General features: G+C 61.0%; 15 protein-coding genes, 1 tRNA gene and 1 pseudogene. 7 read left to right on the top strand and 10 right to left on the bottom strand.

Features of this window, described 5'->3' with window-relative positions; all coding sequences use genetic code 11:
• The first annotated feature begins 11 nt into the window (after positions 1–11).
• Both INT12_RS22945 and INT12_RS22940 read left to right on the top strand, forming a co-directional pair.
• Positions 12–4,688, top strand: coding sequence for a beta strand repeat-containing protein (locus INT12_RS22945; protein ID WP_193059026.1), 4,677 nt, complete (start codon positions 12–14; stop codon positions 4,686–4,688).
• Positions 4,689–4,811: 123 nt separating this feature from the next.
• Complete coding sequence (locus tag INT12_RS22940) at positions 4,812–5,150, top strand: hypothetical protein (RefSeq protein ID WP_017849960.1); 339 nt, start codon at positions 4,812–4,814, stop codon at positions 5,148–5,150.
• A gap of 44 nt (positions 5,151–5,194) precedes the next feature.
• Here the strand turns inward: INT12_RS22940 and lapD are convergent, their stop codons facing one another.
• Complete coding sequence (gene lapD / locus INT12_RS22935) at positions 5,195–7,153, bottom strand: cyclic di-GMP receptor LapD (protein ID WP_193040667.1); 1,959 nt, start codon at positions 7,151–7,153, stop codon at positions 5,195–5,197.
• 11 nt (positions 7,154–7,164) lie between these two features.
• The gene (gene lapG, locus INT12_RS22930) at positions 7,165–7,881 is read right to left on the bottom strand and encodes a cysteine protease LapG (RefSeq protein ID WP_017849958.1); all 717 of its coding nucleotides are present in this window, start codon (positions 7,879–7,881) and stop codon (positions 7,165–7,167) included.
• 265 nt (positions 7,882–8,146) lie between these two features.
• Here lapG and bcsQ point away from each other — a divergent pair, with 265 nt between their 5' ends.
• Entirely contained in the window at positions 8,147–9,106 is a 960-nt protein-coding gene (bcsQ, locus tag INT12_RS22925; protein ID WP_193040668.1) for a cellulose biosynthesis protein BcsQ, read from the top strand.
• 241 nt (positions 9,107–9,347) lie between these two features.
• Here the strand turns inward: bcsQ and INT12_RS22920 are convergent, their stop codons facing one another.
• The 5 genes from INT12_RS22920 to INT12_RS22900 all read right to left on the bottom strand — a co-directional run bounded on the left by INT12_RS22920 (position 9,348) and on the right by INT12_RS22900 (position 13,553).
• Positions 9,348–10,535, bottom strand: coding sequence for a methyltransferase (locus INT12_RS22920; RefSeq protein WP_193040669.1), 1,188 nt, complete (start codon positions 10,533–10,535; stop codon positions 9,348–9,350).
• Positions 10,516–11,205 carry an ABC transporter permease gene (locus tag INT12_RS22915; RefSeq protein ID WP_102618618.1) on the bottom strand — a complete coding sequence of 230 codons (690 nt, stop codon included), beginning with the start codon at positions 11,203–11,205 and terminating at the stop codon, positions 10,516–10,518. The genes INT12_RS22920 and INT12_RS22915 overlap by 20 nt, the downstream gene beginning before the upstream one ends.
• A 38-nt stretch (positions 11,206–11,243) precedes the next feature.
• Positions 11,244–11,939, bottom strand: coding sequence for an ABC transporter permease (locus tag INT12_RS22910; RefSeq protein ID WP_017849953.1), 696 nt, complete (start codon positions 11,937–11,939; stop codon positions 11,244–11,246).
• 74 nt (positions 11,940–12,013) lie between these two features.
• A complete protein-coding gene (locus tag INT12_RS22905) occupies positions 12,014–12,766 on the bottom strand; it encodes an ABC transporter substrate-binding protein (RefSeq protein ID WP_017849952.1) in 753 nt (250 codons plus the stop codon).
• A gap of 13 nt (positions 12,767–12,779) precedes the next feature.
• On the bottom strand, positions 12,780–13,553 hold the full coding sequence (locus tag INT12_RS22900) for an ABC transporter ATP-binding protein (RefSeq protein WP_017849951.1): 774 nt from the start codon (positions 13,551–13,553) through the stop codon (positions 12,780–12,782).
• Between the two features lie 555 nt (positions 13,554–14,108).
• Between INT12_RS22900 and gabP the strand changes: the two genes are divergently transcribed.
• Positions 14,109–15,500 carry a GABA permease gene (gabP, locus tag INT12_RS22895; protein ID WP_193040670.1) on the top strand — a complete coding sequence of 464 codons (1,392 nt, stop codon included), beginning with the start codon at positions 14,109–14,111 and terminating at the stop codon, positions 15,498–15,500.
• 140 nt (positions 15,501–15,640) lie between these two features.
• On the opposite strand, the gene INT12_RS22890 is transcribed toward gabP, so the two are convergent.
• Positions 15,641–16,054: a hypothetical protein gene (locus INT12_RS22890; RefSeq protein WP_046385011.1), complete on the bottom strand. Its 414-nt coding sequence runs from the start codon at positions 16,052–16,054 to the stop codon at positions 15,641–15,643.
• Positions 16,055–16,123: 69 nt separating this feature from the next.
• The gene (locus INT12_RS22885) at positions 16,124–17,071 is read right to left on the bottom strand and encodes an alpha/beta fold hydrolase (protein ID WP_046490899.1); all 948 of its coding nucleotides are present in this window, start codon (positions 17,069–17,071) and stop codon (positions 16,124–16,126) included.
• Between the two features lie 284 nt (positions 17,072–17,355).
• Here INT12_RS22885 and INT12_RS22880 point away from each other — a divergent pair.
• From INT12_RS22880 to INT12_RS22870, 3 genes and pseudogenes are all read left to right on the top strand, one after another.
• Positions 17,356–17,529, top strand: a pseudogene (locus INT12_RS22880) (type II toxin-antitoxin system RelE/ParE family toxin); the annotation flags it as partial.
• A gap of 41 nt (positions 17,530–17,570) precedes the next feature.
• Positions 17,571–18,545, top strand: a complete 975-nt coding sequence (locus INT12_RS22875; RefSeq protein ID WP_193040671.1) for an arsenic resistance protein — start codon at positions 17,571–17,573, stop codon at positions 18,543–18,545.
• A 78-nt stretch (positions 18,546–18,623) separates the two neighbouring features.
• The gene (locus tag INT12_RS22870) at positions 18,624–20,231 is read left to right on the top strand and encodes an ArnT family glycosyltransferase (RefSeq protein ID WP_193040672.1); all 1,608 of its coding nucleotides are present in this window, start codon (positions 18,624–18,626) and stop codon (positions 20,229–20,231) included.
• Between the two features lie 143 nt (positions 20,232–20,374).
• Here INT12_RS22870 and INT12_RS22865 read toward each other — a convergent pair.
• Positions 20,375–20,450 (bottom strand) — tRNA-Phe (locus INT12_RS22865).
• Positions 20,451–20,550: the final 100 nt, after the last annotated feature.

The raw sequence follows: 20,550 nt of genomic DNA, 5'->3' as shown, positions 1-20,550 counted from the left end.
CTGATGCGGCGATGACCAAGCCAGTGACTGGCTCGATCGACGCCGTCAACGGCGAAGCCACCGTTTACTTCAAGCCAAACGAAAACTTCAACGGCACCGCGAACTTCACCTACACCGCCACCGACGGCGGTATCGCTGACGGCGGCAGCCCGCTGACCTCAGCTCCAGCCAACGGCACCATCACCGTAACTCCGGTCAACGATGCGCCGACTGCGAGCAATGGCTACGTCGAAAGCAACGAAGACACCCCAGTCGAGCTGAAATGGTCGACGTTCGGGGTCAACGATGTGGATTCCACGGACCTGAAAGTCGTCTTCACCAGCCTGCCCAACGGTGCCATCGAGTACAAAGTCGACGGTGTCTGGGTCAAGCTCAGCGCGGCTGATCTGAAAACCGATACGTCGCCGGGCAAGGCCTTCAGCCAGGCCGACTTCGACAATCACAATGTGCGTTACAGCCCAGCGGCCAACGAGTCGGGCGATAACAGCTTCGGCAATGCCGGCGTCGGTAACAAGCAGGGTGATTACACCGAGCTGAAGTTCCAGGCGACCGACGGCCAGCTCAACAGCGATACGAAAACCATCACCGTGGATATCCACCCAGTGACGGACGTTCCTGTCGTGACCGTCGGCGCATTCGGTGACGTGCCAACCGGCTTGACCATTCAAACCTGGACCGGCGGCAACCTGCCGGGTGCATTGGGTACGAACGGTAATGGGGTTGTTCAGTCCGGCGATTTGATCCGGGTCATCAACGCCCAAACGCCTGACAGCGCAGCCTCCACGGGTGTGACCGCCAACGTGAGCAACGCTAATGTGGTGGAACTCACCGCGACCAAAGTCTCCGGCCTGATTTACCTGGAAGCCGGCAAGAGCTACAGCTTCACCGGCAGCGCCGATGACAGCCTGGCGGTTACCGTCGGCGGCAAGTTGGTGTCGACCGAGACCTGGAGCCAGGGCACCGGGATCAACGCAACCCCCTTTACGCCGACAGAGTCGGGTTATTACACCCTCGACATCTATCACTACAACCAGGCCGGCCCGGGCAACTACGACGTCAATGTCTCGATCAACAACGGCCCGTCGATGGCGTTGGGCAGCAGCGGCGTGCAGACCTATACCAGCCTGGAAGCGTTGAAAGCCGCCGGGGCGGTGTTTGACGATGCTCATGTGGTCAACGGAGAAGGTTATTACACCGGCTACGTTTATAACCACGGCCTGGAAGACACTGCGATCAAGATCAGCCCGATCACGACCACGTTTGTCGACAATGACCAGTCGGAATCGCACAAGGTAGAAATCAGCGGCCTGCCTGAAGGCGCTGTCATCACCGACGGCGCCACGGGCCACAGCTATACCTCGACGGGTGCGACCACCCAGTACGATGTCAGCAATTGGAACCTGGCTACCCTGACCGTCACTCCGGCCAAGGATGCGACTGCCAATTTCGATCTGACTGTGACGGCAACGGCCAAAGAGTTGAGCACGCAGGTTGAAGAAGTCACGACTGGCAAGGTGAGCGTGGTGATCACTGCGGTCAACGACGCGCCGGTGGCTGTGGCCACCACTGCGACGGGGGCTGAAGACCCAAGCGTAGGTATCGCGGTCAAACTGAGCGCGACCGACGTAGACGGCCTGGCGAACGTGAAATCGTTCACCGTCGGCACGTCGACCAACGGCACCTTCTACACCGACGCGGCCATGACCAAACCAGTGACCGGCGCGATTACCGCGGTCAACGGCGAAGCCACCGTGTACTTCAAGCCGAACGCGAACTTCAACGGCACGGCGAACTTCACCTACACCGCGACCGACGGCGGCAACGCTGACGGCAGCAACGTACTGACCTCGCCAGCCGCCAACGGCAGCATCACCGTGACTCCGGTCAACGATGCGCCGGTTGCAGCGGCAACCACCGCGACCGGTGCTGAAGACCCAAGCGTAGGCATCGCGGTCAAGCTGAGCGCGACCGACGTCGATGGCCTGACCAACGTCAAGTCGTTCACCGTCGGCACGCCAACCAATGGCACCTTCTACACCGACGCGGCCATGACCAAAGCGGTGACCGGCGCGATTACCGCGGTCAACGGCGAAGCCACGGTTTACTTCAAGCCGAACGCGAACTTCAACGGCACGGCGAACTTCACCTACACCGCGACCGACGGCGGCAATGCTGACGGCAGCAACGTACTGACCTCGCCAGCAGCCAACGGCAGCATCACCGTGACCCCGGTCAACGATGCGCCAGTGGCTGCGGCAACCACCGCGACCGGTGCTGAAGATCCAAGCGTAGGCATCGCGGTCAAGCTGTCCGCCACCGACGTCGATGGCCTGACCAACGTCAAGTCGTTCACCGTCGGCACGCCAACCAATGGCACCTTCTACACCGACGCGGCGATGACCAAAGCGGTGACCGGCGCCATTAACGCTGTCAACGGCGAAGCCACGGTTTACTTCAAACCGAACGCGAACTTCAACGGCACGGCGAACTTCACCTACACCGCCACCGACAGCGGCAACGCTAACGGCAGCAATCCGCTGACCTCGGCCCCGGTCAACGGCACTATCACCGTGACCTCGGTCAACGACGCACCGACCCTGGACCTGAGCACCACAGACGGTTCCGTCCTCACCAGCTACAGCACGGCCTACTCGGAGCGCAGTACGGGTGGGATAGCGATCACCGGCAACGTAGCCATCGGTGACGTCGACAGCAGCCAGATGCAAAGCGCGACCATCACCTTGAAAAACGCCAGCGCGGGCGACCAGCTCAGCTCGAGCCTGGTGACCGTGGGCGGTACTTACAACGGCGTCACCCTGACCAGCGTCGGCACCGACGTCAGTGGCAAAATCGTCCTGACCCTGTCGGGCGCGGCTGACACGGCCACCTACAAGTCGTTGCTCGAGTCGTTCCAGTACTCCAGCACCAGCAAGTATCCGACCACGGGTGATCGCACTGTCGAGATCGCCGTGAAGGACAACGCAGGCGCTGACAGCCTGAGTTCGTCGGTGGCCACCAGCACCATTACCGTTACGCCACAGACTTATGTGGTGACGGAAGGCGGCGGCACCGCCGATGTCGTCGACCTGAGCAGTACCTCGGCCAACAACATGGTGGTCGGTGACAAAGGCGGCATCGTCAATGCCGGCAGCAACTACAACATTGCCTTTATCGTCGATACCTCGGGCAGTATCGGCAGCAGTGCGATGAAGTCGATCAAGGCGCAGCTTGCGAGCGTGTTCGATACCTTGATCAGCAATGCCGGTAAAAGCGACTCGGGTGTTGTGAAGGTACTGCTGGTCGACTTCGATACGCGGGTCGAAGCGCAGGTCTCGGTCAACCTCGCCGACAAGGACGCCGCTAAGGCGGCCTTGCAGGCTGTGTTGACTCAGATGACGTCAAAATCGAGCGACATGACCAACTATCAGGATGCGTTCAACGCCGCCACCAACTGGTTCAAAGGCGACGATGCCACGAGCAATGTGGGTGCAAAAAACCTGACGTACTTCATTACCGACGGTGAGCCGAACGTATACACCAGTGTTGATGGCAACCCTTACCTGGGCTGGACCGGTCGGAATGGCTCGGATGTTTACTTTGATAGCGTCGTCAACAACTCCAACTACGTTTTGGGTCAGAGCACCCCGGTCACCGCGACAATCAACGGCAAGACGCAGGTGATTGTCGATGGCGACGGCAACGTCTATTCCTACTATAACGGCAGAAACTACGAAGGCACCGTGGTGGCCAACAGCAGCGGCGGCTTTGACGTGGCGTCGGTCTACAGCGGTACCAATACTGCCATGAGCAACGCCAAGTCGGCCTATTCCGATCTGGTCAACGCGGTTCCAGGCAAGGTTGTCGTCGAGGCCATCGGTCTGGGCTCGAACATTGATACCGCTGTGCTCAAGCAGTTTGATACCGATCATAACGTCTCCACGATCGACACCGCGAAGCTGGCGGATGCCATCACCGGCCACGCGGCCGATACCGGCGCCGACACCCTCACCGGTGGTTCGGGCAACGACATTCTGTTCGGCGACCTGATCAGCTACAACAACCTTGAAGGCAGTGCTGCACTCAAGGCGTTCGCGGCCGACAAACTGGCCACGACCGTCGATCACATCGATGACCGTACCTTGCACCAGTTCATCACCGAACACGTCGCTGACGTGGGTGCATTGGCCAGCGCGTCGAACATCTACGGCACCAACGACGGCGCTGACAAGCTGATCGGCAACGCCGGCGACGACATTCTGTTCGGCCAAGGCGGTAACGACGTGCTCAACGGCGGGGCGGGTAACGACATCCTGGTGGGCGGCAAGGGCAATGACACCCTCACCGGCGGCGCGGGGGCGGATACCTTCGTGTGGCTCAAAGGGGATACCAACACCGGGACTGGCGTCGATACCATCACCGACTTCAAGCACAGCGAAGGCGATAAGTTGGACCTGTCTGATTTGCTGCAAGGCAATAACGACACCAACCTGACCAACTACCTGAAGTTGAGCACCGACTCGGCGGGCAACTCGACGCTGAGTGTCAGCAGCAGTGGTTCGTTCACGGCGCAGGGTGGCGGTACGGCCGATGTTACGATCAAGGTCGATGGCGCCAGCTGGGGCAGTGGCAGTGCCGCGATCAACAGCCTGATCGCCGGTGGTGATCTGACCGTCAAGCATCACGACTGATCACCCTGGAGCGCCAATCTTTCGGGATTGGCGCTCCGTGGGCACCAGCTTCGGGAAAATGTGTGTAATCTCTGTAGGAGCCAGGTGCGGCGCCTGCAGGGATTTTTTATTGGGAGAACGCTGATGTTCTACGTGCAACGCGATCAATACAACGCTTTGGTTCGCGTCGAGGCGCAGGCCTTCGCCGAATCCACCGGGACTCTACCGGCGGATCATCAGGACATTCAGGCGTGGTTTGCCACGGATGTGATCGACAACAGCCTCAAGCAGCTCCAACAGAGCGACTCCGAGATGATTCGGGTGCTCGATGACTTGATCCAGGTGCTGACCGCCAAGGGCGTGATCCGCATCACTGACCTGCCGCCCGCCGCGCAGGTCAAGGTGATGGAGCGTACCCAGGCACGGACGGCGCTGGGCGGTTTGAGTGAGCTGATCAATGACGATGAAAGCGGTTTGATCTGAGGCGCACGCACCTCTTTCACGGCATGAGCGTCAAGCCGGCATGATTACTCGGCGCTCCACGTCCACGGCGCGGGTTCACCGACCAGTTGGCCTTGCACCCCTTCGATGCCCATCTCGCGAATCACGCGCAACTCACCTTCGGTTTCCACGCGTTCTGCAATCAACGGCAAATCGATGCTGTGGGCGGCACGCTGGATCGCCTCGATAAAAAAGCGCTTGTGGCTTTCCTGATCAATGGTACGGATGTAGCTGCCGTCGATTTTGAGGTACGCCAGGCCCAGGTTCGCCAGGTTGCCGATCATGCTGAAACGCCCGCCGAAACGTTGCAGGCCGAGGCTGTATCCGAGGCTGCGCAGGCGCCGGGTGAGACGCTCCAGCTGGGCTTGCTCGGGCACTTGCTCTTCGCCGATCTCCAGCGTCAGGCGCGTACCGAGTGTCGGGTGTTGCGCCAATCGCTCGAACATCCGCTCCAGGGCTTGTGGGTCATTCAAGGTCGCCGCCGAGAGGTTCAACGCCACCGATTGGTTGTGTTGTGCCAGGTGTTTGATCACCAGGTCGAGCATCAATTGGTCAAGGCGTGCGGTCCAGCCGAAGCGCTCCAGCCAGGGCAGGAAGTGCCCCGCCGCAATGGTCTGGTCCTGGTTGTCGAGCAGGCGCGACAGTACCTTGTAGTGCAGCACCTGACGGGTATCGCTGCTACTGACCACCGGCTGGAAAAACAAGCGGAAGCGCCCCTGATTCAGGGCCTCGTCGAGCAGGGTGTGCCAGCTATGCGGGTCGTCGCTGACGGTGTCCCGGGTCTGGCGCTCCAGGCATACCCAGGTTTGGCCGCTACTGGCTTCAGCCTGGGCCAGGGCCTGATCGGCCAGCTTCAACAGGTCGGCCGAGGCATCGCCGGGGTTGTAGGGCGCGAGGCCGATGTAGGCCACGCTCTGCATGTCTGTGGCGCCCGTTTCGTACAGGCTCTGCAGGGTGGTTTCCAGCGCCTGGGCCAATTGCACCGCTTCGTGACGCACCAGGCCCGGGGCAAGCACGGCGAACTCGCCGCCGCGGCTGCGGGTGATCAGGTTTTGGGTTTCCGGGTACTTGGCGCAGGTCCGCACCAGTTGCTGGCTGACGGCTTGCAGCAGTTGGTCGGTGCGTTGCCCGCCCAGGCGCTGGTTGAGACCGGCGAGGTCGTTGACCCGCAAGATCAGCAGGTAGCCTGAACTGGCTTCTTCCAGGTTGCTGACCCGCGAGTTGAGCTGCATCTCGAAATAGCGCCGGTTGGCCAGCCCGGTCAGGCTGTCCTGGTAGGACTCCACGCGCAGCTTCTCGCTGCGCTCGGTCTGTTCATTGAACAACGCCTTGAGCTTCTCGACCATCTGGTTCATGGCCTGCACCACGCGCCGCAGTTCGGGGGTGCGGGGCAGGTCGGGCAAGCTGATGAATTCGCGCCGCGCGATGGCGTGGGACTGCTCGACCATATAGTCCAGCGGCTTCAACTGACGGCGCAGCAACAGCGCGCCGAGCACCGCACTCGCGGCGCCGCAGAGCAGCAACCAGCCCAGGCTGCCCAACGCGCTCTGCCACAGTTTGGCCAGGGCGAACATCGGGTGGCTGATCACCTCGACCCGTGCCGCCTGCTGCCAGCCTCGGCTGACGATGGCATCGCCGCCGGCCGGCGCGAGGCCGATCATTTTCACGAACCAGGCCGGCACGCCGCTGGCATCAGGTTCGGCGGCACGCTCCACCAGCACCTGGTTATTGCTCAGGTCCACCACGCGGATGCTCGCGTAGTAGCCACTGTCGAAAATCGAACTGACCATCAGCTCGGTCATCGCCGGGTCATCGATGTTCGGCGTCAGCGACAGTGCCAGTGCGGTGGCCGCATCCTGGGCGTGGGAACGCAACTGGTTGACGTACTGCGCACGCGAGCTTTCCAGGCTGACGATGAAGCTACCGCTGAAGGCAACCACTAGAAACACACAGATAGCGATCAGCAATTGTTTGAACAGTGACATCGTAGCTCCTGTTAATTATCCGAACTGGCCGGAAAACCTTCGGCGGTCATTTTTTTCAAGACATCCTGCCAGCGTGACAGGCGCTTGCTATCACCGACTTTTTTGTTGCCCGCCGCGCCGGTCAGCCACAACCCTTCGCCGTTGAAAGCGTAGACGGGCAGCAGGTCCGGACGTTGGCTGGCCGGCAGAATGGGGTCCATCAGGCTGTCGAGTACCAACGGCATGGCTTCCGGGCTTGCATAATAGGTCAGTACCATATGCGCGCGATTCTGGCGCAAGGCCTTGACGTAGGTTATGCGCAGCTTCTCGGCCGGCACGCCCAAGTGACGCAGGCTGAAGTATTTGGCGATGGCATAGTCTTCACAATCACCGGCACCTTTCCACAGGGATTGAATGGGCGTCGCCCAATAATCGATCTCGTGCCACAGGTCGATATCTTCTTCGTAGTGCAACTGGCGGTTAAAGAACAAGTTGACCACGTTGAGTTGTTCGGTCTCGCTGACCTGCTTTTGCGCCGTGAGCAGGTGTTGCCAGGCATCGATACGCTGGCGCCCGGCGCCCAGGGGCCCGTAAAGCGCCTCGGCGCGGCGGCTGATCTGGCTGAAATCCCAATCGGCGAGCAGATTGCCCAGCAGGCCGCCACCCAGCAACAGCGTGATGGCCAGACCGTACAGGAACCGAGGGAAGTTAAAGCGTATCGCCACTGCGAATACCCGAGCTTGCAGCATTGAAGGTGCGGCAATGGTGCGGTGATACCGGGTAAAAAACAATGGCACGATGAAATCACTTTGTAGCAATTTATCCTGAATAAGTGCCGGTAAATTGGCTATTTTCCGCTCGTCTGAAAGGGTGGCGGCAATTCCATCAAAATAATGACACCTCATAACGCCTGTCACAGAATGTCGCAACCAAAGCGCCGACAAAAAGACTTGCGGTCAGCCTTATCTTGCCGACCTTTCACGTCTTTAATGGCACTGTGAAGGAGTTATGGCCATGAGCCGTACCGATGATCTGTTTGCCCCGTCCGGCAAGAGCCTGACCCGGGAGCCCAAGGCACGGAACGCTCGGCTGCACTTTTTCGGCACCCTTCCATTCGATGATGGCACCCGCGCTAACCAGAAAGACGGCTCGCGCTTTTGCGCCAGTGCGCCAGCGGCCTATGAACAACCTCATCATTATGACTTGAGCACACCGCGCCCAACCGTGGTGGCGCTGGTCTCGGTCAATGGCGGCGTTGGCCGCAGCACCCTGGCCACGGCGTTGAGCAGCGGCTTGCAGCGCTTGGGGGAGTCGGTGGTGGCGCTGGATCTGGACCCTCAAAACGCATTGCGCCAGCATTTCGGCGTGGCCCCGGAGCTCCTGGGCGTCGGCCGCGCCAGCCTGCTCAATACGCGCTGGGAGACGCTCCTGCAAGCGGGGTTTGCCGGCTGCCGCGTGATCCCCTTCGGGCACACCGATATCAAGCAGAAGGACAACCTGCAACGTTGGCTCACGCGCGAACCGGAGTGGTTGGCGCAGCACCTGTCGACCCTGGGGTTGAGCGAGCGCCCGCTCATGCTCATCGACACCCCCGCCGGTAATAACGTCTATCTGCATCAAGCGTTGAGCGTGGCCGATAGCGTATTGGTCGTCGTCCAGCCGAATGCCGCATGCCTCGGCACGCTTGACCAGTTGGACGCGGTGCTGGCGCCTTATCTTGAGCGTGAACGCCCGCCACATTGCCACTATGTGATCAATCAACTGGAAGAAAACTCGGCGTTCAGCCGGGACATGGTCAATGCCTTCAAACTGCGCCTGGGCGACAATCCGTTGGACGTGGTGCATCGCGATCCATCGATCAGCGAAGCCCTGGCCTTTGCCACGGACCCGCTGGATAACTTGGCGGCGAGCGCCGCCTGCGATGATCTCAAGAGGCTGTGCCGGTTGTTGATCGCACGGAAAAAAGCCCGCTAAATCACGCTTTATGCGCTGAACGCGAAATGCTTATGCACAATCGGCAGGTCGCCGATGGCGTCGAATGGGGTTTGGGCGGAACCATTCTCAACACGGCGCAACCGCCTGTTTTGCGTGCGTTTTATTCGCTGCACAAAAAATGATCAGTATGGCATTTGGCCTGTAACGCAGATGGTTACAGCTTCTGTAAGGATTTCATCAACAGAGTTATCCACAGGGCGCGCGTAGGAAAAAATGCGCTTTAATCGCGCTCAGCCAGCACCATAAGGTTGCGTGGGGTCAGGGTGGTTTCGCAGAAGCTGCCTACCGCCACGGTGTAGCCCTGTTCCCGCAGAAACAGAGCCCGATCCAGCACCAGCCACAGCTCCAGCGGGCGGCGGAACAACCCTCGCAGCAGTTCCAGGTTTCTGACCTCGGCCAAGCGCCGCCAGCCGTGTGCCTCTAGCGCTGTCCAATCCTGCTCGCCTGTGGATAAACCTTTGAGGTCGGCCAGCTCGCGGCAATAGTCGGCGAAGGGTTTACCCAGCCAACTGGCGGGCAGGGACGGCGTGGGCAGGTACGTGTCGCAATGGCGCAATTGGCGCTGCAAGTGATCGAAACCCAGGCGCCTGGCCATGGACGTATCCCGTTGCCGGCGCACCCGCTTGCCGGCGGTGACGGTTTCACTGAGGGGCAGCCCCAGGTCATCCACCGATAAGCGTAACGCCGAAGCGCGGCCGACGCTCGACAGTGGCTGATAGCGGTCGGTGCGGATGCGGTTGTAGCAGCAGGGTGCCAGCGCCAGTTGCTTGCAGCCAGCAGTGCTGGCCAGTTGCAGCAGGCGCACGTGCAGGTCGCCGCAGGCGTGCAGGGCGACGGGTGTGTGTTCGGCGCTGACCGTCACGTCGGCCAGTACGTCTTGCAGGTGGTGGGTGACGGGCAGTTGGTGGTGGTCGCTCAAGGCCTGCCCGGCGGCGATCAGGGCCGGATCGTATTCCAGACAGGTCAGTTGCTGCCCGCTGTGCAGCAGGCGGCGGCCGAGGTGGCCTTTGCCGGCGCACCAGTCCAGCCAGTGCCGCGGTGGTTGCGCGAACCCCAGGGCGGCGCCGAAGGCTTCGATCTGTTGCCACTTGCGGCCGGGCACATCGACGTTCAGGCGCTGGCGGGCGGGTGCCAGGGGCTGCGTCGGTAACTTATCCACAGCACTGAGGCGCAGCGCCTGCGCGGCCAGCTGTGGAAAAGGCGCCGGGGCGGGCAGCTCATGGGGCCGGTTGTGGCTGCTTTCCGCGTCGGCCAGCGAGCGCCGGCGCAGCCACTGGGCGAGCGCGGGATGTTGGGATTCCCAGGGTAACTGGCGATGCGTGAAGGGCCGTGGTCGCCACAGCCCCTGGTGTTCGCTGAGGAACGCATCCAGCGCCTGGAAGTGCGCTTCAACGTCCCTGGCAGGCATCGACCCGCAGCCAGCGTTCCAGCAGTTTGAAACCGCGCACCAGCACATAGGCCATCAGCAGGTAGAACATCCCGGCGGCGAAGAAGATCTCCACTGGCAGGTACGTGCGCGCAATGATGGTGCGCGCCATGCCAGTCAGTTCGAGCAGCGTCACGGTACTGGCCAGGGCGCTGGCCTTGAGCATCAGGATCACTTCGTTGCTGTACGCCGGCAGGCCGATGCGCGCGGCGCGCGGCAGGATGATATAGAACAGCGTCTTCGGCTTGGACATGCCCAGGGCCCGCGCCGCTTCGATTTCACCCGGCGGGATGGCCTGGATCGCACCGCGCAGGATTTCGGCGATATAGGCGGCGGTGTGCAGGGTCATGGTGGCGGTGGCGCACCAGAACGGATCGCGCAGGTACGGCCACATGAAGCTGTTACGCACCGCATCGAACTGCGCCAGGCCGTAGTAGACCAGGAACAGTTGCACCAGCAACGGCGTGCCGCGAAAGAAGAAAATGTAGCAATAGGGCAGGGTCCGCACGTACCAGCGGCGCGAAGAGCGGGCGATGCCCAGCGGGATCGCCAGTAGCAGGCCGGCAATCACCGCAATGGCCACCAGCTCGAGGGTGAGGGTCGCGCCCTGGGCCAGTTTGGGCAGCCACTTGATGATCACGGCCCAGTTCAGGCCCAGGTCGAAATGGGACAGCCAGCTGTAGTCGCCGTTCATTGGGTGCTCCTTGCAAAGCCGCGACTGGCGCGTTTTTCCAGGAAGTGCATGCCAGTCATGGCCAGCACGGTGAGGCCCAGGTACATGAACGCCGCCACCATGAAGAAGGTGAACGGCTGCTTGGTCACGGTCACGCCGATCTGCGCATGGCGCATGATTTCTTCGAGGCCGATCACCGATACCAGCGCGGTGTCTTTCATCAGGATCATGAACAGGTTGCCCAGGCCCGGCAGGGCGATGCGCCACATCTGCGGCATGATCAAGCGGGTGAAGATGCGAAACTTCGACAGGCCCAATGCCACACCGGCTTCACGGTGGCCCTTGGGAATGGCGAGGATCGCGCCACGGAACACTTCCGTGGCGTAGGCGCCAAAGCACAGGCCCAGGGCGATGACCCCGGCGGCGAAGGCGCTGAGGGAAAGGTCGGGGTTACCGAAAAACTCCCCGAGGGCACGCATCAGGTTGACCGTGCCGAAATAAATCAGCAACACCCACAACAGTTCGGGAATACCGCGAACGAGGGTCGAGTAAGTCCCGCCCAGCCACTGCAGCAGCTTGTATGGGGACGTCTTGGCCAAAGCGCCGGCCAGGCCGAGTACCAGCCCCAGGCACAGGGCCGTGAGCGCCAGCTTGACGGTCATCAGCGCGCCGGCGGCGAGCGCCGGGCCGAATCCGTAGAGATCGAAATTCATGGTGTTTTCATATCGCGGCAGGCAAAGCTGAAAGCCGACGCGCCCCTGGGAGCGCGTCGGGCATACCGTTCAGATCATTCGATGCTGAAAGGGAAGTACTTGTCGTTGATCTTCTTGTAGGTGCCGTCGGCCTTGATCTCTGCCAGGGCTTTGTTCAGGCGTTCGCGCAGCGGGTCGCCTTTGCGCACGGCGATACCGATCTTGTCGCTCTCGACCACCGGGTCGCCCTTGAATTCGTAGGCGGAACCGTCTTTGCTCTTGAGCCATTCGTACTGCACGTACTTGTCGGCGAGGATGCCGTCCAGGCGGCCGGACGTCAGGTCGAGGTAGGCGTTTTCCTGGGTGTCGTAGAGCTTGCTGGTGGTGTCTGGCAGCTTGTCTTCCAGGTAGGTGCCGGCCAACGTCGCGCGTTGTGCGCCGATGATCTTGCCTTTCAGGTAGGCCGCGTCGGTCTTGAAGTCTGCCGTGGCTTTAGGTGCGATGAACTGCAGCTTGTTGGAGTAGTACGGGTCGGTGAAGTCGACGGCCTGCTTGCGCTCGTCGGTGATCGACAGCGAGGACACCAGGAAGTCGAATTTCTTCGCGTTCAGCGCCGGGATGATGCCGTCCCAGTCCGATACATACACTTCGCACTTCTCGACTTTCATCTTGGCGCACAGGGCGTCGCCGATGTCTTTGTCGAAGCCGACGACGTTGCCGCTGGCATCTTTATTGTTGAACGGCGGGTAGGCCGCTTCGATCCCCATTTTCAGGGTTTCTGCCATGGCCGAGGCGCTGAACGCCATCGAAACGGCCGCGGCCAGAAGGAATTTTTTATAGTTCTGCATGCATGTTGCTCCGTTAGCGGTTGCTGGACATGAATTGTTTGCAGCGCGCCGAAAGCGGGTTTTCAAACACCTGCTGTGGCGATCCTTGCTCTTCGACCAGGCCTTGGTGCAAGAACACCACTTCACTGGACACCTGGCGGGCGAAGCCCATTTCATGGGTGACCAGCAGCATGGTGCGGCCTTCTTCGGCCAGCGCGCGGATCACATTAAGTACTTCCTGGACCATTTCCGGGTCAAGGGCCGAGGTGGGTTCGTCGAACAGGATGACTTTCGGCTGCATCGCCAGGGTACGCGCGATGGCCGCCCGCTGCTGCTGGCCGCCGGACAATTGCGCGGGGTAGGCGTGACGCTTGTCGCCGATGCCGACCTTGGCCAGCAGGGCTTCGGCCACTTCGATGGCTTCGGCCTTGCTCTGGCCGAGCACACGGCGTGGGGCCTCGATGATGTTGTCGAGGATGCTCATGTGCGGCCACAGGTTAAAGTTTTGAAACACAAACCCGATTTCGCTGCGCAGGCGGTTGATCTGCTTGCCGTCGGCGGCTATCAGCTCGCCGTTCTTCGCGGCCTTGAGCTTGAGCTCTTCGCCGGCCACCAGGATCTGGCCCTGGTGCGGGTTTTCCAGCAGGTTGATGCAGCGCAGGAATGTGGACTTGCCGGAACCGGAGGAACCCAGGATCGAGATCACATCGCCGTCGCGAGCGGTCAGCGAGATACCTTTGAGTACCTCCAGCTCACCATAGCGTTTATGCAAGTTGCGGATTTCAAGCGCGGGCGCGGCCAGAGCCATGTGCGGTCCTCATTGTGTTCGTTGCGTTCCTGCTGTTGGGTCGCCTTCCTGGCGAGGCGCCAACCTAGCATAGCGTCCGGATGGCAGCCAACAGCGCGGCGGATGCTTAACAGGTGGTCTGCGGCAAGGTGTCGCATCGACACAGCGGCGTGTCGCGCCATCAACAACCGAACAGCCGTTTGAACCTGAAAAACCCGCAGGCTTCGCGTGAAAAAGGGCGCGATGGTGCCAGCTTTGGGCGGGTGTTGGAAGGGTTAACCGGGCAAACGGTGATCATCGGCCCTTTTATGGGGCGTCACGTACTTTTTGTGTGTATTTGTGGTGCGCGCGTTCGGGTAAAAGTGAGTCGCTCGGTAACGCTGTAGCGGAATGCCAGCATTCTCAATGACTTGCGAGGGCTGCTGGATCGTCCTACAGCCCGCGTCAATCGGGGTTTTGTAACATTTTGGCGCAAATATTGCGTAAAAAATAAAGAACGCCCTGTTTGTTTCTTTTCACGTAAAAGGCACGCGCCGGGCGGACCGTTTTCGCAATTCCTCGTTTAAAGGTGTGTCAATGAGTAGTACGCATAGCTCCAATGACCTCGAACAGGGGCTCAAACCGCGTCACGTCACCATGTTGTCGATTGCCGGCGTCATCGGTGCCGGTTTGTTTGTCGGCTCCGGCCACGCGATCGCCGCCGCCGGCCCTGCGGTACTGCTGGCGTATGCCGCCGCCGGTGCGCTGGTGGTCTTGGTGATGCGGATGTTGGCCGAAATGGCCGTGGCGTCGCCGGACACCGGTTCGTTCTCTACCTACGCCGATCGGGCGATCGGTCACTGGGCCGGTTTTACCATCGGCTGGCTGTACTGGTGGTTCTGGGTGCTGGTGATTCCATTGGAAGCCAACGCCGCCGCGACCATCCTCCATGCCTGGTTCCCCGGCGTGGCCATCTGGGCGTTTACCCTGATCATCACCTTGCTGCTGACGGCGACCAACCTGTTCAGCGTGAAGCACTACGGTGAGTTCGAGTTCTGGTTCGCGCTGATCAAAGTCGTCGCGATCGTGGGCTTTGTGATCCTCGGCCTGCTGGCGATCTTCGGCTTCCTGCCGACCAGCCAGGTCAGCGGTGTCTCGCACCTGTTCGACACCCAGGGCTTCATGCCGAACGGCATGGGCGCTGTGCTGGCGGCCATCCTGACCACCATGTTCTCGTTCATGGGCACCGAAATTGTCACCATCGCGGCCGCCGAGTCGAAGGACCCGGGCCAGCAGATCACCAAGGCCACCAACTCGGTGATCTGGCGGATTGGTTTGTTCTACCTGCTGTCGATCTTCATCGTGGTGTCCCTGGTGCCTTGGAACGATCCGACCCTGGCTGCCGTAGGTTCCTACCAGACAGTGCTGGAAAGCATGGGTATCCCGAATGCCAAGCTGATCGTTGACCTGGTGGTCTTGGTTGCCGTGACCAGCTGCCTCAACTCGGCGCTGTACACCGCCTCGCGCATGCTGTTTTCCCTGGGCCGTCGTGGTGATGCACCCGCTGTGTCCAAGCGCACCAACAAAAGCGGCACGCCTTACTGGGCGGTGATGCTGTCCACCGGCGCAGCGTTCCTGGCGGTCTTCGCCAACTACGTGGCACCGGCGGCGGTGTTCGAATTCCTGCTGGCCAGTTCCGGCGCCATTGCGTTGCTGGTGTACCTGGTGATTGCGGTGTCGCAACTGCGCATGCGTCAGAAGCGTACTGCGGCGGGCGAGACGCTCGCGTTCAAAATGTGGTTGTTCCCAGGCCTGACCTACGCGGTGATGGTGTTCATCGTCGGTACGCTGGGGATCATGCTGTTCCAGGAAGCCCATCGGGTCGAGATCATCGCGACCGGGGTCTTGAGCTTGCTGGTGGTGGCGGCGGGGCTGCTCGTTTCGAGCCGTCGCAATGCCCAGAGCGTAGGCGCTGCAGTACTGAATTGATGTGATGGAGTGCGGTGCTTGATTGCGCCGCAGTTCAAATGTGGGAGGGGGCTTGCCCCCGATAGCGGTGTATCAGTCAATTAGATGTCGACTGGCACACCGCAATCGGGGGCAAGCCCCCTCCCACATTGCGTTTTGCGTCAGTCTTGGGAAATCACCAGCGCCTGGGATGCGGCGACGTAATCCGCCTGGAACTGCGGCGACTCGACCCACGCCAGGGCTGCCGCTTCATCCTCGGTGTCGGTAGCCCACTGCCGATATTCGATCAGTGCCGCCAGGATAAAGTCGGTGGCCTCTTCTTCGCCTTCCTGCTCCAGCACCAATGCCAACAGCGGGTGCGCCAGGAATGCCGCGCACAGCGCTTGCTGGCTGATTTCGCCGGCAGTACGCATCTCGACAAACAATTCAGTCAAATCCACCGACTCAAGATCGATGCGGCTGTCATCGCCGGCAAATGCATCCGGCTTGCTCGCGACGGCGCGTTGGGTACGGTTTTGCTTGGCCTTGGCCTTTGCCCGGTGGGCACGTTTTTGCTGCTTGTTCGGCGAGGCCATGGGCTCACGTCCTTGGTTCAGGATCTGGGTGGGTATTGAAGCGCAGGTTGAGGGAAATCCCAAGGGGTTCTAGACGCGCGCCGTTATGCGACGGCCCGGTGTACCGGGTGTTAGCGCGCCGTGCTTCAGCCATGCCAGCGCAATCGGCCACAGCCGATCCTCATACTCGCTGCGAAAGAACGCGAAATGTCCGACCTGTGTTTCTCCGATATCGTCAGGGGCGATGCGCAGGTGAGTGCGTTCGCTGCTGGCGAAGTAGCTCAGCAAGCGCTCGATGGCCGGCACGGTGCCGAAGGGATCGTCGGTGATGCTGATCGCCAGCACTTGCGCCGTTACCCGGGCAAACGGCAGTTCACCCAAGGCGCGCCCGCTGGGCCGTGTTTCATAGCTCGGCGTCGGCGTGCTCCAGTCCCGTACCACGCCGGCCGGCGTATCCTCCAGCCAGCCCAGGCGCTTGCCCGGGAAGTAGCCGAACAGCGCCGTCACCAGTGGCATCACCACATGCCACTTGCCAACCATGCGCCAGCGCCCGCTCGCTGCGTAATCGCGCCAGTAGGCGAATTGCGCGCCCACCGTCACCAGGCGCCGGATCACTGCGCCGGACGCCCCGAGCCCCGCTGCGCAGCCGCCAAAGCTGTGACCGACCACGTCGATCGGCTGCCCCGGGAACTCGCGCTGCGCCCGCTGCAATATCGCCTCGAAATCCAGGCGGCCCCAATCCGACCATGAGGCCTTGAAGCCTCGCAGCGAACCACGGCGGGACTCGCCGATGCCGCGATAGTCGTAGGTGATGACATCGAAGCCGTTGGCGAACAGGTAGTCGGCGAAGCGTGAATAGTGGCGACAGCGCACGGAGGTGGCGGCGTTGATGATGACGACCGGGCGTGTAGGGTCGCTTCGGATATGGCGCCAGGTGAAGCCGCCAAGCGGGTAGCCGTCTGCGGCGGGTGCCCTGAAGGAAGTGTTTTGGCTGGGTTGAGTTGCAGGCGTTAGCGAAGAGGCATCATTCAAATTCATCGTTTTGGGCCTGTGCCGATTTTTTATTTTTGGTAACGGTTGGCCAGTTTGCCAGCACTTGTACTTCGTTCCGCTGACTCACTAATCTCTGGCGCTCACAACGCCTACAACGCCCGCGCACAGTGGCTTGTTCCGAAAAAACCACACATCTGAGAGAAACGACAGCCAACCATGGACAGATTAGACTGGCAGGCATCCATTACGGAGGTCTCTATGAGCATTCCACGTTCTCCCATCGTTTCGGAGTTTGAAACAGAAGAGCAAGCTGCCAGCTACGACCGTTGCCATACGGATTCAAGCACGGTCGCTTGTCTGGTACTCGGGAAATGGTTGTTCATCCAAACTACTTGGTGGTCTATCGGGTGACGGAGCACGTTGAGATAGTGATGGTGTTACACACTCGCCAGGAATATCCCAGGGATGTGATCGGGCCACACCACTCGACCTCACGCCAGTAGATGCTTAGGCTTGCGCCTTTGCAATCAGCGAGAGCGTCCTGATGACCCGCGACACCCTCGAACACCACCAGATTCCCCTCTACTTCGCCACCGTCCTCCTGGCCGCCGCTTTCGGTCTGCTCGCGCCGTCATTGGTGCATGGCCTCGGCGTGCTGGTCACGCCGGCCATCGCGGTGCTGATGTATGCGATGTTCCTGCAAATCCCGTTTCTGCAACTGCGCCAAGGCGTGGGCAACCAGCGGTTCCTGGCGGCGTTGCTGCTGGCCAATTTTGTTCTCGTGCCCGTGCTGGTGTGGCTACTGACGCGTGGTCTGGTGGAGCGCCCGACGTTGCTGGTGGGGGCGTTGCTGGTGTTGTTGACGCCGTGTATCGACTACGTGGTGGTGTTTACCCATATCGGCAAGGGCGATTCGCGCTTGATGCTGGCCGCGACTCCGCTGCTGCTACTGTTGCAGTTGGTGTTGTTGCCGGTGTACCTGGGGTTGATGTTGGGCGCGCAGTCCGCGGTGGTGGTGGAGGTGCGGCCGTTTGTCGAGGCGTTCCTGTTATTGATCGTGGTACCGATGGTGCTGGCGGTGATCACCACCTCGCTGGCGCGGCGATCCTCGGTCGTCAACGCCTGGAACGATGCCTGGGCCTGGTTGCCGGTGCCGGCGATGGCCGCGGTGCTGTTTGTGGTGATCGGTTCGCAAATCACCGCGGTGGTGCGCGATATCAGCCTGTTGCTGCCGGTGATTCCGGTCTACGTTGGCTTCGTGCTGTTGGCGCCATTGATGGGGATGTTCGCCGCGCGCCTGTTCGCGCTGCCGGCGGTGACGGCGCGCGCGGTGACGTTCAGCGCGGCGACGCGTAACTCGCTGGTGGTGTTGCCCCTGGCGCTGGCGTTGCCCGAAGGCGTGCGCGGGTTGGCGGCGACGGCGGTGATCCTGCAAACCCTGGTCGAGTTGATTGGCGAGCTGATCTACGTTCGCCTGATCCCGACGCTGGTGTGGCGCGCAGATCGGCCGGGCACATGAATGTTCAGGGTTGTTCAGGCGCTATTTGGGATGTGTTGGGCACCATAAGCCGCCGCTCACTACCTGGCAGGACAACCGATGGATCAGCGCAACTCTTTTCGCCTGGAGTCTCTGGGCATCTTTCTGATTGCTTTGTTGTTATTTACGTTGGGGATCTGGGACCAGCAGCCTCAGGGATTTGACGGGCGCTGGGCGTTGTTCATGCAGGAAATGTTTCGCCATGGGGCGAGTCTTTTCCCCACTACCTACGGCCAGCCCTACGCGGATTATCCCGGTACGGCGACGTTCTTCAGTTTTGTATTCGCCCGGCTGTTCGGTGCGCCCAACCACCTGGCGAACGTCCTGCCCACCGCGCTGGCCTCTGCCGGAGTGGTGGCGCTGATCTATCGCTTGCTGGCGCCTTCCAGTCGCGCCTGGGCGCTGTTGACGGTGCTGCTGACCTTGCTCACCACCCAGTTGCTCGAAAAGTCGCGCTCGGTGTGCCTGGATCAGATGGTGGCGCTGTTGTGCGTAGGCAGCTTCTACCTGCTGCACAGTGGCGAACGCCTTGGCTCGAGGCTGCGGCAACTGGCGGTGTTCCCGCTGTTTATCCTGGGCTTTGCGATTCGCGGGCCATTGGGCTTGATCGAAGTCTGTGGGGTGGCCTGCGTGTATTGGGCGTTGGGTCGTCCGGGGGAGCGGGTCAGGCAAGTGCTGATCCACGGCGTTATCGGGTTGCTGCTGTTGGCGTGTTGCTGGTGGCTGCTGATGCAGTTGGCGCGGATCAGTGGGGGCCAGGCCTTTGCCGATGAAGTGTTCAAGATGCAGGTCGGCGGGCGCCTCGATGAAATCGGCGAACCGTTCTATTTCTACTTCCAGCTGAGTCTGTACCGTTACTTCCCGGTGGTCCCCATGGCGTTGGCGAGCATGGTTGCGCTGCGTCATCGCTGGCCGGAACGCTGGGGCAATGACGACGTGCGACTGGTCGTGCGGCTCGGCGCCTGCGGCTTGATGATTCTGCTCGGGCTGTCGGTGCCGCACTTCAAGCGCGCTTATTACATCCTGCCCATGGTGCCGATGTTTGCCGCTGTCGCCGCCTATGGGCTGCTCCACGCACAGAACTGGTTCGTCGGGCTGCGTCGCTGTTACACATGGCTCGTCGCGGCGCTGCCGGCGTTGTGCGTGGTTGTAGTCTTCGTGTGTCGGCATGGGTGGCAGAAGCACGGTTACTGGCCGGACGTTTCGTTGCCGTTGCTGATCGGCGTGCTGGTGATCCTGCAGGGGGCAGCATTGATCGCCTGGCGTCGCGCCGGGCGTTTGGTGTGGCTCAGCGCGATCGCACTGGCGGCGCAGTGGTTGTTGCTGGTGACCGTGGTAGAGCCGGCCAAGGACCTGCAGTTCGACACCCGGCAATTTGTCAGTCAGGTGGAAGCGCTTCGCGCACAAGAGCCGGGACCGTTGGTGTTTGTCGGCCTTGCGCGGGACACCTGGGCCGTGCGCTACATGATGAACCTGGATCACGACGAGCAACCGCTGTTCATCGGGCGTAACCAGCTCGATCAGTTGGACTCGCTGCCACGGCCGTCCTGGGTGATCGTGGCGCGCAAGGAAACCGAGCAGTTGAAGGGCACACCGGTGGAACACCTGGCGCCGATGTTCAACGGGCGACTGAACGACAATCCGTTGTTGGTGTTCTTGCTCAAGTAGGCGGCGCGAGGCGGGTATTGCGTACTGGGGTGACGGTGAGCCACCCCGGTTCGGGATGGGTAAATCGAAGGCAACAAAAAACCCGCACTAGGCGGGTTTTTTGGGTGTTTCAGATGATCGTTGCACCACCTGAAACTTAATAGTGGTGCCCAGAGACGGAATCGAACCGCCGACACGGGGATTTTCAATCCCCTGCTCTACCGACTGAGCTATCTGGGCAACGGGGCGCATTAAACGGGTTTTTCAGGGGGTCGTCAAGCAAGTTTTCAAAAAATATTTAATTATTACCGTCGCTTACGTGCCGACCCCGGTTTTTGCT

Source organism: Pseudomonas sp. K8, from assembly GCF_014889455.1.
In the GTDB taxonomy this organism is placed as follows: domain Bacteria; phylum Pseudomonadota; class Gammaproteobacteria; order Pseudomonadales; family Pseudomonadaceae; genus Aquipseudomonas; species Aquipseudomonas veronii.
This window is presented reverse-complemented; position numbering and strand designations above follow the sequence as displayed.

What these genes read in the sequence shown, in the direction of transcription:
- INT12_RS22920 (WP_193040669.1), bottom strand. Translation starts at nt 10,535, where the DNA reads ATGCCTGCCAGGGACGTTGAAGCGCACTTCCAGGCGCTGGATGCGTTC.
- INT12_RS22945 (WP_193059026.1), top strand. Translation starts at nt 12, where the DNA reads ATGACCAAGCCAGTGACTGGCTCGATCGACGCCGTCAACGGCGAAGCC.
- INT12_RS22910 (WP_017849953.1), bottom strand. Translation starts at nt 11,939, where the DNA reads ATGAATTTCGATCTCTACGGATTCGGCCCGGCGCTCGCCGCCGGCGCG.
- lapD (WP_193040667.1), bottom strand. Translation starts at nt 7,153, where the DNA reads ATGTCACTGTTCAAACAATTGCTGATCGCTATCTGTGTGTTTCTAGTG.
- INT12_RS22905 (WP_017849952.1), bottom strand. Translation starts at nt 12,766, where the DNA reads ATGCAGAACTATAAAAAATTCCTTCTGGCCGCGGCCGTTTCGATGGCG.
- gabP (WP_193040670.1), top strand. Translation starts at nt 14,109, where the DNA reads ATGAGTAGTACGCATAGCTCCAATGACCTCGAACAGGGGCTCAAACCG.
- INT12_RS22940 (WP_017849960.1), top strand. Translation starts at nt 4,812, where the DNA reads ATGTTCTACGTGCAACGCGATCAATACAACGCTTTGGTTCGCGTCGAG.
- bcsQ (WP_193040668.1), top strand. Translation starts at nt 8,147, where the DNA reads ATGAGCCGTACCGATGATCTGTTTGCCCCGTCCGGCAAGAGCCTGACC.
- INT12_RS22875 (WP_193040671.1), top strand. Translation starts at nt 17,571, where the DNA reads ATGACCCGCGACACCCTCGAACACCACCAGATTCCCCTCTACTTCGCC.
- lapG (WP_017849958.1), bottom strand. Translation starts at nt 7,881, where the DNA reads ATGCTGCAAGCTCGGGTATTCGCAGTGGCGATACGCTTTAACTTCCCT.
- INT12_RS22885 (WP_046490899.1), bottom strand. Translation starts at nt 17,071, where the DNA reads ATGAATTTGAATGATGCCTCTTCGCTAACGCCTGCAACTCAACCCAGC.
- INT12_RS22890 (WP_046385011.1), bottom strand. Translation starts at nt 16,054, where the DNA reads ATGGCCTCGCCGAACAAGCAGCAAAAACGTGCCCACCGGGCAAAGGCC.
- INT12_RS22900 (WP_017849951.1), bottom strand. Translation starts at nt 13,553, where the DNA reads ATGGCTCTGGCCGCGCCCGCGCTTGAAATCCGCAACTTGCATAAACGC.
- INT12_RS22870 (WP_193040672.1), top strand. Translation starts at nt 18,624, where the DNA reads ATGGATCAGCGCAACTCTTTTCGCCTGGAGTCTCTGGGCATCTTTCTG.